This window comes from Paenibacillus sp. FSL H3-0469, from assembly GCF_038051945.1.
GTDB lineage: Bacteria > Bacillota > Bacilli > Paenibacillales > Paenibacillaceae > Paenibacillus_AQ.
This window is the reverse complement of record NZ_CP150302.1, coordinates 7,316,812-7,328,994: the sequence shown is the minus strand read 5'-3', so window position 1 is coordinate 7,328,994 and position 12,183 is coordinate 7,316,812. Positions and strand designations below refer to the sequence as shown.

13 protein-coding genes and 1 other RNA gene are annotated in these 12,183 nt (G+C 52.1%); 5 read left to right on the top strand and 9 right to left on the bottom strand.

What is annotated here, in order from left to right:
* Positions 1-137 precede the first annotated feature (137 nt).
* Entirely contained in the window at positions 138-1,757 is a 1,620-nt protein-coding gene (gene cimA, locus NSS83_RS31755) for a citramalate synthase (RefSeq protein ID WP_341186690.1), read from the top strand.
* 95 nt (positions 1,758-1,852) lie between these two features.
* Here the strand turns inward: cimA and NSS83_RS31750 are convergent, their stop codons facing one another.
* The 4 genes from NSS83_RS31750 to NSS83_RS31735 all read right to left on the bottom strand — a co-directional run bounded on the left by NSS83_RS31750 (position 1,853) and on the right by NSS83_RS31735 (position 6,040).
* The gene (locus tag NSS83_RS31750) at positions 1,853-2,413 is read right to left on the bottom strand and encodes a TlpA disulfide reductase family protein (protein ID WP_036725194.1); all 561 of its coding nucleotides are present in this window, start codon (positions 2,411-2,413) and stop codon (positions 1,853-1,855) included.
* 373 nt (positions 2,414-2,786) lie between these two features.
* Positions 2,787-3,536, bottom strand: coding sequence for an exonuclease domain-containing protein (locus NSS83_RS31745; protein ID WP_209874255.1), 750 nt, complete (start codon positions 3,534-3,536; stop codon positions 2,787-2,789).
* Positions 3,533-4,606, bottom strand: a complete 1,074-nt coding sequence (locus tag NSS83_RS31740) for a DUF294 nucleotidyltransferase-like domain-containing protein (protein WP_341186839.1) — start codon at positions 4,604-4,606, stop codon at positions 3,533-3,535. Before NSS83_RS31740 ends, NSS83_RS31745 begins: the two co-directional genes overlap by 4 nt.
* Before the next feature lie 39 nt (positions 4,607-4,645).
* Positions 4,646-6,040, bottom strand: a complete 1,395-nt coding sequence (locus tag NSS83_RS31735) for an ammonium transporter (RefSeq protein ID WP_076078435.1) — start codon at positions 6,038-6,040, stop codon at positions 4,646-4,648.
* A gap of 559 nt (positions 6,041-6,599) precedes the next feature.
* On the opposite strand from NSS83_RS31735, the gene NSS83_RS31730 reads away from it, so the two are divergent.
* A complete protein-coding gene (locus NSS83_RS31730; protein ID WP_036702199.1) occupies positions 6,600-7,031 on the top strand; it encodes a MerR family transcriptional regulator in 432 nt (143 codons plus the stop codon).
* A 37-nt stretch (positions 7,032-7,068) separates the two neighbouring features.
* Positions 7,069-7,743 (top strand): zinc metallopeptidase, encoded by a 675-nt coding sequence (locus tag NSS83_RS31725; RefSeq protein WP_341027867.1) that lies wholly within the window; start codon positions 7,069-7,071, stop codon positions 7,741-7,743.
* A gap of 35 nt (positions 7,744-7,778) precedes the next feature.
* On the opposite strand, the gene NSS83_RS31720 is transcribed toward NSS83_RS31725, so the two are convergent.
* Both NSS83_RS31720 and NSS83_RS31715 read right to left on the bottom strand, forming a co-directional pair.
* Positions 7,779-8,696 carry a LysR family transcriptional regulator gene (locus NSS83_RS31720; protein ID WP_341186691.1) on the bottom strand — a complete coding sequence of 306 codons (918 nt, stop codon included), beginning with the start codon at positions 8,694-8,696 and terminating at the stop codon, positions 7,779-7,781.
* 14 nt (positions 8,697-8,710) lie between these two features.
* Positions 8,711-9,337 (bottom strand): rhomboid family intramembrane serine protease, encoded by a 627-nt coding sequence (locus NSS83_RS31715; RefSeq protein ID WP_341347273.1) that lies wholly within the window; start codon positions 9,335-9,337, stop codon positions 8,711-8,713.
* A 113-nt stretch (positions 9,338-9,450) separates the two neighbouring features.
* Here NSS83_RS31715 and tpx point away from each other — a divergent pair, with 113 nt between their 5' ends.
* A complete protein-coding gene (gene tpx, locus NSS83_RS31710) occupies positions 9,451-9,969 on the top strand; it encodes a thiol peroxidase (RefSeq protein WP_341347272.1) in 519 nt (172 codons plus the stop codon).
* A 197-nt stretch (positions 9,970-10,166) separates the two neighbouring features.
* Here tpx and NSS83_RS31705 read toward each other — a convergent pair whose 3' ends face one another.
* The 3 genes from NSS83_RS31705 to NSS83_RS31695 all read right to left on the bottom strand — a co-directional run bounded on the left by NSS83_RS31705 (position 10,167) and on the right by NSS83_RS31695 (position 11,855).
* The gene (locus tag NSS83_RS31705) at positions 10,167-10,556 is read right to left on the bottom strand and encodes a DUF1499 domain-containing protein (protein ID WP_036725209.1); all 390 of its coding nucleotides are present in this window, start codon (positions 10,554-10,556) and stop codon (positions 10,167-10,169) included.
* A 148-nt stretch (positions 10,557-10,704) separates the two neighbouring features.
* Positions 10,705-10,896: non-coding RNA, 6S RNA (ssrS, locus tag NSS83_RS31700), on the bottom strand.
* A gap of 104 nt (positions 10,897-11,000) precedes the next feature.
* On the bottom strand, positions 11,001-11,855 hold the full coding sequence (locus tag NSS83_RS31695) for a DUF624 domain-containing protein (RefSeq protein WP_341186694.1): 855 nt from the start codon (positions 11,853-11,855) through the stop codon (positions 11,001-11,003).
* A gap of 179 nt (positions 11,856-12,034) precedes the next feature.
* On the opposite strand from NSS83_RS31695, the gene NSS83_RS31690 reads away from it, so the two are divergent.
* Positions 12,035-12,130 (top strand): hypothetical protein, encoded by a 96-nt coding sequence (locus NSS83_RS31690; RefSeq protein ID WP_036702210.1) that lies wholly within the window; start codon positions 12,035-12,037, stop codon positions 12,128-12,130.
* Positions 12,131-12,183: the final 53 nt, after the last annotated feature.

Here is a 12,183-nt window from a genome sequence, read left to right as displayed (position 1 = left end):
GGCGGGAGGTCAACTTGCCAGAGAGCCGCTTGTGACAGCGCAGTGAAAAGTTCTTTGTTACTTTCCCGCGTAAAAATGCTATAATATAAAAATTAATTTCCTATGCGAAGGCTAATAACACTTTTAGGAGGACACTCATGTCTAAGTCTATCTCCATCTTCGATACTACCCTGCGCGACGGAACACAAGGCGAGGGGATCAGTCTGTCGGCGGATGACAAGCTGAAGATTGCCAGGAAACTCGACGATCTGGGTGTCCATTATATTGAAGGCGGCAATCCGGGCAGCAACAACAAGGATATCGAGTTTTTCAAAAGAGTCCAGGAGCTTCATCTGAATGCCAAAATTACCGCATTCGGCAGCACCCGGCGCAAGAACACGGTGACTGAGCAGGACGAGGGGCTGCAGCGGATGATTAACGCTGGCGTTCCGGCGGCTACCCTGGTGGGCAAATCGTGGGATTTCCATGTTCATACTGCCCTGCAGACCACTCTGGAAGAGAACCTGGCCATGATCGGCGATTCCATCTCTTATCTGAAGCGCAAGGGGCTTGAGGTCATTTTCGATGCAGAGCATTTCTTCGACGGCTTCAAGAACAATCCTGAATACGCCGCTGCCGTTCTCACCCGTGCCCGCGAGGCCGGAGCAGACTGGCTTGTGATGTGCGATACGAACGGCGGCACCCTGCCGCATGAGATTCATGATATTGTGACAAGCATCGGTGTGATGCTCCCGGAAGCATCGCTCGGTATTCATACACACAACGATTGTGAGCTTGCGGTTGCCAACACCCTAAGCGCAATCGGCGCCGGTGCCCGGCAGGTCCAGGGGACCATTAACGGCTACGGCGAGCGCTGCGGCAATGCCAATCTGTGTTCCATCATTCCAACACTGCAGCTGAAGATGGGCTATCACTGCATCCCTGGCGATTCTCTGCCGCAGTTAACCAATACAGCCCGGTTCATCAGTGAGGTCGCCAACGTGAACATGCCGGTGAATCAGCCTTATGTCGGCACAGCCGCTTTCGCCCACAAGGGCGGCATCCACGTATCCGCCATTTTGCGCGATTCACGGACGTACGAGCATATCGCCCCTGAGCTGGTAGGCAATAAGCAGCGTGTCCTGGTCTCCGAGCTTGCCGGTCAGAGCAATGTGCTGTCCAAGGCGCAGGACATGGGACTCAGCCTTGATCCAAGCAGCGAGCAGGCGCGCAAGGTGATTGATAAGATCAAGAATCTTGAACATCAGGGGTACCAGTTCGAAGGCGCGGATGCTTCGCTTGAATTGCTGCTCCGGGAAGCAACCGGCGAGATGAACGAGCTGTTCACCTTCGAATCGTTCAAGATGCTGGTTGAGAAAACCGCCGGCCGCCCTGTCGTCTCCGAAGCCTTCGTCAAGCTGAAGGTGGGCGGCGAGAGCCTGTACACGGCCGCCGAAGGCAACGGACCGGTCAACGCACTGGATAATGCGCTGCGTAAGGCACTGCAGACCTACTTCCCGCAGCTTAAAGACATGCACCTCTCCGACTATAAGGTCCGTGTGCTGGATGAGCAGGATCAGACGGCCGCGAAGGTACGCGTGCTGATTGAATCCAAGGACTACAGCGACACCTGGAACACCGTAGGCGTATCCAGCAACGTGATCGAAGCGAGCTGGGAGGCGCTGGTCGATTCCATGCGCTATGCCCTTCTGGGACAGATCTCACTGGACCAGGGCATTCCGGCCAGCAGTGAACCGAGAGGTCTGGTCAATCACTGATCTCCTTGGCTTCGCTCGATGCACTCCAAAAAGCCCTCCGATGCGGAACTTTCTCCGCGCAGGAGGGCTTTTCACCATGCAGCTGATTGCCTGTGCTAGGAGCCGGTCAGCGCAATAATCTTTTTCTCCAATTCCTCTGCGCTCAGGACCCCCAGGATAATCTCGCTGATGACCCCGTTCTTATCAATCAACACGTTGGTCGGAAACACCGCCCCGTTATACTTGTCGAAGATCTGGCCCTTCAGATCATACATCACCGGGAAGGTCAGCATGTACTTCTTGACGAAGCGTTCCGCATTAGGCTTGTAATCCTGGCTGGTCACGTTAATTCCGTATACATCCAGCACCTTGCTGTACTTCATAGCCAGCTTATTCAGTTCAGGAGCTTCCTGCCGGCAAGGATCACACCAGGAGGCCCAGAAGTTAAGAATGACCGGCTTCTCCCTCGCCCCATCGACCCCATATTGCTTATCCCCTTCCTGCACTGTAAAAGGAGGCGCTTTGAGTCCGGCGGATGCACCAGTCTCCGGTTCCGCCGTCTGCTGCAGGACTGCAACCGCCTTTGGCTCCGATTTCACTTTATGTTCTATGGCAAGAACGGCCAGAAAAACAATCAAGGCCAGAATCGTTACATTCCGTTTATGGACTGCTTTCATAGAGTTCAGATCCTTTACATGGAGGATTTTTCTCTATTGTACCCCCACTTGCTCCAGTTTCAAACGTTATCATAAAAAAAGAGGATTCCGTCAAAGACGAAATCCCATGAAGAGAGAGGGGTAAAGCTGACAGCGGCCAGGGAAGCCCCCGGGTGTTCAGACCGGACTCTTCCGTACAGCAAAGGCTGGGGAAGCTTCTGCGGCCCGGCTGCCGCAGGAGACCTGCGGACAGCTGCTGGCGCTGCCGCAGCGGGTGGCATGTGTATTGGCCTAAGGCCGATACGCAACGTAGCGCCTGACCCGCCGCCTTCCTGAAATACCTTTATGACTCCTCGCTTTGCACTGCAATCCGGATAGTCTTACACAATATCCCTCAGGTCCTGCTTAGATAGGCGTACAAGTCGCCTAGCGTATCTACCTGATTCTTTTGTAAGATCTGGCGGATGTAAGCTACCCACAGCTTCGCCGTCATCTTGGCATCCTCCAGCGCATGATGGCGGCCCTCAATAGGAATCTCATGGATCGCCAGCAGCTCATCCAGCGTGTAATTGCTGCGGTGCGGCTCCAGCCAACGGGCCAGCATCATCGTATCCAGCACCCGGTGGGTTAACTGGACCTTGGAGGTCTTCCATAAGGCAGCGTTCAGGAACGCCTTATCATGGGCGCTCCCGTGCGCCACCAGCACCCGCTGCCCGACGAAGGACATGAAGTTATGCAGGCCATCCATCAGCGGCGGAGCAGAGGAGGTCATCTCGGCTGAGATTCCGGTCAGTCTCGTAATATTGTCAGGAATCGTTGCCCCGCAGTTCACCAGTGTATAGAAGCATTCCTCTGCCTTGATCTCTTCGCCTACTACCCGGATCGCCCCAATGGACATAATCTCGTCCCCACCCTGGTGGGAGAAGCCTGTAGTCTCCAGATCGAATATTACCGTCTCCAGTTCAGACAGCGGAGTATGCAACACCTCGGGACGCCGCTTCTCGCGCATCAGAGAACGGATAAAGGCCATTTGCTGGGCTGTCTGCTGCGCCGATTCTCCGCCCCTCATGGAAGCGATGGCAGAGGGCATTCCGCCTTGCCGCAGATTATTCCAGAATCCTCCGCCTTTGCTCGGCTCCTTCATAGCTGTCTCCTTTCCGCTGACCGGAGCTGCCGCTGCAGCGCCTTATGCAGGCGTCTGATCAGCAGCAGGCTTTCCCGCAGCTCCGCCCGGAGCTGCTTATTCTTCAAATCATTCTCCGCATAATAATCACTGCTCACGAGCAGGCCGTCCGTCACCGTAAACGGCGTGTTCACCCGCATCCTGAGCGCTGTCAGACAAGCCCGCCTGATTTCTTCCAGATGCTGATACTGCTCCAGCTTAGCCAGCTCATCCAGCCGCTTCAGTGTCGAAGATGCTTCGATTCCATGCAGCAGCGACAAGTGCCTGACAATATTGACAAGCGGAATGTAGAGGCCATATTTGACATCGAAGCCGCCTGCATTATCACCGAACCGCTCCGTGAGCACCTGCCCCAGCAGATTCAGCGTTGCCTTGTGGCGCACCGTATTGCGCAGTACTGCCAACGTCAATTTACTGTTATCCGTGAATCCGTTATGCAGGGCTTCCCGCCACTGCGCAGACAGCGCCTCACTTCCCGCTACATGCCGCATATCCGAAGCTATAATCAGGTACCTCACAGGCTCCCATTCGAGTTGCTCCATCCAGTCTGCCAGCTGGAGCCTCCAGTCTGCCAGTGACTTCCGCCAGAGCGGCTCAGAGCACATGACCCTGCCCTCACACTTCTCATAGCCAATCGCCTCAAGCACATCCGACAGCATGCTGCCAAAAGCTTCGAAATACCTTTTCCGTTCACCCTCCAGCGCTTCCTCGACAATCAGGCCGTTATCCTGATCGCTCCACAGTGTAGCTTCCTGCCGGCCCGCACTCCCGAAAACAATAAAGGAATAGGCGCAGGGAGGCAGGCCGTAGCCCGCCTCCTTCATCTGCGCCTCACATATCCGTACCGCGGTCCGGGCAAGCTGGTCATGCATCGCATTGACCCGGTGCATCCATTCCTGAACGGGAATCACGCCGAGCTGCTCCAGCAGCACTTGTTGACAAGCGGTACGTCTCCTCTTGAGCTCCTCCGGCGAACCGGCTGTTACGATGGACAAGTAACTTTCTTCTTTGTTCCAATCTGCTGCCTCCATCGAAGCCACTCGGTCCGCCTCCCTGCCTGAGTATAGATATTAGTGTTTGAGGGTTTTGGATTCTGATTCACTGATCAGCTTCATTTGCTCAGGATAACCGTAAGTACCGTGCTCACTGATATCCAGACCCATCAATTCTTCTTCTTCTGTTACACGGATACCCATAACCATCTTCATCACATACAGGATGACGAAGGACATCACGGCTACGAATACGAAGGTTCCGACTACACCCAGCGCCTGCACGCCGAGCTGATGGAAGCCGCCGCCGTAGAAGAGACCTGCTTTACCTACAAGTGCACCTTGTTCAATAAGATCTGGTGCTGCGAAGAGACCTGTGGACAACGCACCCCACATACCGGCGATACCGTGTACAGAGAAAGCATAGATCGGATCATCCAGTCCTGCACGCTCCAGCCACTGCGAAGTCATGAAGGTGAAGGCACCGGCAATGAGACCGATAACGATGGCTGCCCAAGGCTCTACGAAGGCACAGGCACCTGTGATGGCAACCAGGGCTGCCAGTACGCCGTTAAGCATTGCCGGAATATCAGATTTGCCGAAGTACAGCCAGGAAGCTGCCAGAGCTGCCAAACCGCCTGCCGCCGCTGCAATGTTAGTAGTCAGCGCTACATGTCCGAAGAATCCGCCCATAGGGGACAACGCGCTGCCTGGGTTGAAGCCGAACCAGCCGAACCAGAGAATGATCACACCAAGGACAGTGAATACCTGGTTATGCCCCGGAATAATGACCGGCTTGCCTTCTTTGTTGAATTTGCCAAGACGTGGCTTGAGAAGAATGGTCGCCACTACTGCCGCCGTCGCACCTGTAAGATGGACAACTGTAGAACCTGCATAATCCTGCATGCTCAGCTCTGCCAACCAGCCGCCGCCCCATACCCAGTGAGCTACAACCGGATAAATCACAACCGAGAAGAGAATTCCGAAGATAATATATACGCTAAGCTTAGCACGTTCAGCCATACCACCGGATACAATCGCCAGGGAGACTGCTGCAAATGCCATTTGGAACAGGAATTTCGTATTTAAGGTAACATCGGAGAAGGCCAGGGATTCGAATGCAGAGGCTGTTGAATCGCCGCCGTAGAAGAAGCCTGTAGTTCCGAAGAAGCTGTTGCCGTTACCGAAGCCAAGGCCAAAGCCCAGTGCCCAGAAGCACAAGCTTGCAATTGCCAGTGTCAGTACCGTCTTACCGGCCACGTGACCGGCATTCTTCATCCGGACCGAACCGGCCTCAAGTAATGCGAATCCTGATTGCATGAAGAATACAAGGATAAATGCCAGGAACGTAAATGCAGTGTCTAGTCCGATCTGCAGATCCGGTGCTGCCGGACCCTCAGCTGCGAAGGCGCTGACCGGATAGATCATCAGTGTAATCATACCCAGGAACATCATCAACATCTTTTTTTTCATATTGTACCCCACTCCCCAATGTTATATTTTCTAACAAAGCGTGAAACTCTTAATGTCATTATAATCAGAAGTCAGGTAAATTGACAAGACTATTTTTTCGAATGTTTTAATTTAATTTTGGAAGCTGTGCCATTCTTCACTTAAGGAGCACTCCCGAGTGCGATTACCGGTAACCCGCAAGATTAGCACACTTCCTTACGCACCAATTATGCAAACGCATACAGACAACACAGCTTTTTCCTTAGCATCATATTGTATTTTTATTAACGTCTATTAGTAAACATGCCTTTTATTATCCCTTGATTGCTCCCTGCACCACTCTCTGCCTTTTGCAATACGGATGATTTCCTGCTGGACTATCCGAATATATATATTACATATCGTGTCATGTTAATCACAACTTCATCCACTCCAAGGCACTTCCGGTTCATTCATCTCCCAAGTATCTTTATGAAAAGTCAGCATATACTTTAAAGTAAGCATCACGTTTGACTGTACGGTTTCCAATTTGATATGATTATTTTAAGCAGCATATAGTGAGGTGAGATAACTTGGAGATATGACCCTTTACCGGATCGGAGAGCTGGCCAAGGCGGCCGGTATCAGTGAACGTACCATTGATTATTATACGAAGCTTGGACTGATTACACCTGAATCCAGGAGCATGAAGAATTACCGGCTCTACAGTCATGAAACCTTAGTCATTCTGCAACGTATTAATCAGCTTAAGCAAGAGAAATATACATTGGAAGAAATCAAATCCCTGATGGGCAAGTGGAATGCAGCCACACCTGAGGCTGAGGTCTCCGGCAAGCTGGTCCAGCTTGAGCTTCAGATGCAGCAGCTTGAACGGGAAGTCAAGGCCCTGGAGCCCGTGATAAGCGGTTTGAAGCCTGGCCAGGCCAACCGTGCACTGGCCGCACTGATTCCTCAGGGCGTCGCCTGTATGGAAGCGATCCGGCTTCTGCTGACCCAGGGGCCGCCAATGTAACAGCTTGTAATTTATAATGGAGGAATGAGCACCTATGATGCCACTAATGTATGTATTGTTAGCTGTCGCTTTTATCTTCTCGCTATGGGCCCAGTTCAGGGTCAAGGGCAATTTCAAGAAATGGGCCAAGGTACCGAACATGAACGGCTTAACGGGTTACGAAGCAGCCCGGCGTATGTTGGATGCCAATGGACTCTACGATGTTCCCATTGAACCGGTTCCAGGAACCCTCACAGACCACTATGACCCGATTAACCGCGTTGTGCGGCTGTCGGAGCCTGTATATTATGAAAGCTCCATCGCAGCGGTCTCCGTCGCTTGTCACGAGATCGGCCATGCGATTCAGCACAAGGAGCATTATCCGATGCTGGCGCTTCGCCACCGGATGTTCCCGGTCGTGAACTTTGCCTCCGGGGTCGCCCCCTTCATGCTGCTTGCAGGCTTCATCTTCAGCTCGTTCAATCTTATTGGACTCGGCATAATCTTCTTCTCTGCCGCAGTTGCCTTCCAGCTGGTCACACTGCCTGTCGAATTCAACGCCAGCAGCCGTGCGCGCACGATTATGTTACAGCAGGGCTTCATCCGCAACGATGAAGAGCGCGGCGTCGCCAAGGTCCTGAATGCCGCAGCGCTAACCTATGTTGCAGCAGCGCTGGTATCCCTGATCGAACTGATCCGCCTGATCCTGATGTTCCTCGGCAACCGCGATTAAGATCTATATGACTAGACAGACAATACCCCGGTAGGCTATGAGCCGACCGGGGTATTGTCTGTGTGTCTGTCTTTGAAATAGGTAAGCAGGAAGTTACGGAAGGACTGGGCGACCAGCGGGAGCTTACCTTCTGCCCGGTGAATCAGCCCCACGGTTCTGGTAATCGTAGGCTCCACCACCCGGACCTGCGCAGGCTGCATCGGGTTGGTCTGGTAGAGCGCCATCTCCGGCAGCAGGCTTACCCCCATCCCGGCGGCTACCAGACCACGGATCGTATCGGTCTCCCCGCCTTCAAAAGCAATCTGCGGCTTGAACCCTGCCGCCAGGCAGGCCTGCCACACAATCGGCCGCAGCGAGTAGCCTTGGCTGAATAATACGAACTTCTCGTCCCGCAGCTGCTCCAGCCGGATTACTTCTTCGCTGGCAAGCGGATGATTCTGCGGCAGAATGGCGAACAATTCCTCGGTCATGACGATATCTCCGGCCACATGTCCCACATTCTCAGGGAACGGCGAGATGAATGCCAGATCCACTTCTCCAGAGATAACATCCTTGATTAAGGAAGGATAGGCCCCCTGCTTGAAGCGGAATTTCACATGGGGATAATGCCGGCGGAATGCCGCCACAATCGAAGGAATCAGATGGGTCCCGAGGCTATGCGGGAAGCCGATGCGGATCTCACCGCGTTCCGGGTCAAGGAATTCATGCACCTCCGCCACAGACCGGTCGAGTTCATTCAGAACCGACTCCACTCTTTTGCAAAAGAGCTGCCCGACAGGCGTAAGCTGCAGGTTTCTCCCCTTCTGCATGAACAGATCCACCCCCAGCTCCTGCTCCAGCTGATGAATCTGGCGGCTCACTGCAGATTGTGCGACATGCAGCTCCTCCGCCGCTCTGGTGACATGTTCCTTCTGGGCAACCTTCAGAAAATACTGCAGCTGTCTAAGCTCCACGATTACACCCTTCCTTATCGCCGGTTTCGTTTGAATACACGGATGATTAGCCCATAGATGAAGAATCCGGCGATCAGGCCGCCGATATGAGCAATATAGTTGATACTTGGAGCAGCAAAGGACATGATAATCCCCATCACCAGAAGTCCGTAGAGCGTCTTGCGCGAGCCCTCATCCATCATTGCTCTCTGAAGCACCGCAATATAGAGGAATGCGCCATAGACGGCGTAGATCGCCCCCGAGGCCCCTACAGAGACAATTCCGATCTCCACATTCCCGCGGCTGCTTATAAGAACCCACAGCAGATTAGCAATGAAGCCGCCGCCCAGATACAGCAGCGCATAACGCCACCATCCCATCAGCCGCTCCAGCGGCGGGGCGAACACAAGCAGCGAGAAGCTGTTGAAGAACAAATGGGCGAAGCCGTTGTGCAGGAACATCGCCGTCACGCAGCGCCACAGCTCATCCGTTTCAGCGCCCACATTGACCGTAGCCCCATACTTCACAAGCGTGTACAGGTTGGTAGAGCCGCCATTCAAGGACAGCACGATGAACATAACCACGTTGGCCAGAATCAGCGCACAAGTTACAGGGTAATACCGGAGATAACTTCTCCACTTCTCATACCTTATAAAAATCATAACACCCATCCTTTTATGTATGTTGTCCAAGCTCGACATCCAGCTTCTAAAAAGATTATAATTTATTCTGGCAGGTACATGCCAATAATGCAATTCAAGGAGGAAACAAGGACATGACGCAAGAAAGAACAGGCGTAACCACATTTAAGGGCAACCCCATCACTCTGGTAGGCCCGCAGCTGAAAGCCGGAGATCCCGCGCCGCAATTCACGGTTAGCAAGAATCTCCTGGAAGATGTTACTCTTACAGATTACGCTGGCAAAATCAAGCTGATCAGCGTTGTACCTTCCCTGGATACCGGTGTGTGCGATGCGCAGACCCGCCGCTTCAACAGCGAGGCTGCCGGTCTTGGCGATGATGTAGTCATCCTCACCATCAGCACTGACCTCCCTTTTGCCCAAGCCCGCTGGTGCGGTGCCGCAGGCATCGACAGTGTAATCACCCTGTCCGACCACAAGGAGACTTCCTTCGGACAAGCCTACGGCGTCCTGATCAAGGAATTCCGCCTCGACATGCGCTCCATCTTCGTTGTAGACAAGAACGACACTTTGGCTTATGTCGAGTATCTCGGTGAAATGGCTGAGCATCCGGACTACGAAGCGGCAGTTTCCGCAGTTAAAGCTCTACTGTAAGCTGGAACGGACAGCACTGATATGTTTTACAGCATTCATAGCTATAAATGTTCATTTTTGAAAAAAAGCGGCAGAAGGTCATCCTTCTCCGCTTTTTGCGTATGATGATCAATAAGGATATTCGCGCCACGAGCAGGCTGTCCCGCCGCCCCGGAAACCGCATACAATCCCGGCAAAACATGCCCGGATACTTGTCCTTAATCCACCTTATATTTGCCCAGCTTCTTATCCAGAGACTGGTACAAACGCTGAATGACACGGTAATTGGCACCCAGATCGCCAAGCGACCCTCTGGATGCTGAATATATATCTACGGCACAGCGTACGGGCGTGGTGCTTAGCACAGATACGGTAATATCCAGCGAGCGGCCTAACGCCGTTCTTTTCTCCAGGGTAATCTCCCCTACAGACTGCACTTCATGCAAGACCTTATATCCAGGAATTTTCTTCAGTGTTGCGGAGACTTCATCCCACGCCTTGTCTCTTGAAAGATTGTAATAACGCGTTTTCAATGCCGGATCTTTGGCACGGTCGCTTGTTCCGTCATGACTGCGAAATAAACCGACCAAGGTTCTTTTCAACGACAAAATTCTTCCCCCTCTTCAAATCCCAAGTTCACTACCTTAAGTGTAACACTCTTGTCCGCGGAACAAAAGGGCATTGCTCACTTTAACCTTGAAAAAGGCACCCTCTACCCGCAATGAGCAGGTAACAGGGTGCCTTGTCAATTCCATTAGAAAACCCGCCTATGCCGTCCGGCTGCAGTGTCTTCTGAACCTGCTAGAGCAGGTGGGTGACCGCAGAAGTCGTTTTTGAATTCCCCAGGTCATATAGACAGGGCTGTTCAGCCGCGCTTCATGTAGATCTCCCAAGACATTATCATTGGTTCAAAACAACGAGCAACCATAACGTACATCGCAGGATTTATAAACATTATAGTGCGTTTTGACGAAAAAGTAAACCTGTATACGCTTTATTTAACACCGGGATCATTTTCCGTTGACAATACCGCCCGGATGATCAAAGGAATGTTAAGTCCGCTTGAAATCCTTACCGGTGTCCTTATCTCTGTCGTCTTCATCCTCGTCTTCATCATCATCGTCGTCATCGTCGTCATCGGAAGCAAGACCTTCATTCTCAGCCGCTTCCAGTGCGGCCTGTTCTTCAGCCAGCTTCTTTTTCTCCACCTGTAGCTGCAGCTTATTGTATGTAGCGAAGAAATTAAAGAAGGCAAGCATAGCAATCAGCGTAGGAATACAAATCACGTAGAGAACCGGATACCGCAGACCTATATAGAGAAGAACGCCTGAACCAATCAAAGTCGAGAACACACGGATCGGCCGGGCGATCGTGAGCAGAATCGAATTGGTTACCACTTCCTTGAACGTCATCTGGTAGTGAACCACGATGGAGAAGAAGTTAAACATCGATACGAACAAAATAATCATCAGCACCAGCATCAGGATACCAACGATCTTGAAATTCGGCATTTGTGTCATGTATACGGTCACATCAACGTACATCACGACAAACAGCAGGGTGTAGATAAGCCCTCCCAGCATGCTTTTCAGATAATTCTCTTTGTACCCCTGAAAAAAAGTGCGGAATGTACTTACATCGGTATTGCCCATTACCCATTTGCGCACCACTGTAAATAACGCCGACGTCGCCGGAAATACAGTGAATGGCGCGAATACACCAAGTACCCAGTTCAGCATAATCTGCTCATTTGGTCCGCCTGCTCCTGAACCCAGCATGAGGATCTTCATAATTCCTGCGAACAGGAACGGTATCGAACACAATGCCCATAAAATATTGCTGAAGGCGATGCGTGAGATCCATTCCGTGATGCGGTATATACCGCCCATTGCTCCTTTAAACTCCAATTCCCTTCCTCCTGTCTATCTTGTGCATACTGCGTATCTTAACTATACCTGTTTGTACTGGACTTTTCCAGCGCCCAAGTTTACAAGTTCTAGGTAAGGGTCTAAGCAAGCTCTGCAATACGTCCATATATTACATTGTAACCACAACAAATCCCCCATGCTCAAAGGAGGTTGACCTCATGTCCGCACCTGGCTGCTGCAATCCCTGGACTTCCACTGGAACAATTCTCGTACTCTTCATCCTGCTGGTCATTATCAGCCGCACTTTCATCTAAGCGAATCCGCAGTAAAAAAGAAGACGGGGAACCGGTAACGGTTGCTCGTCTTC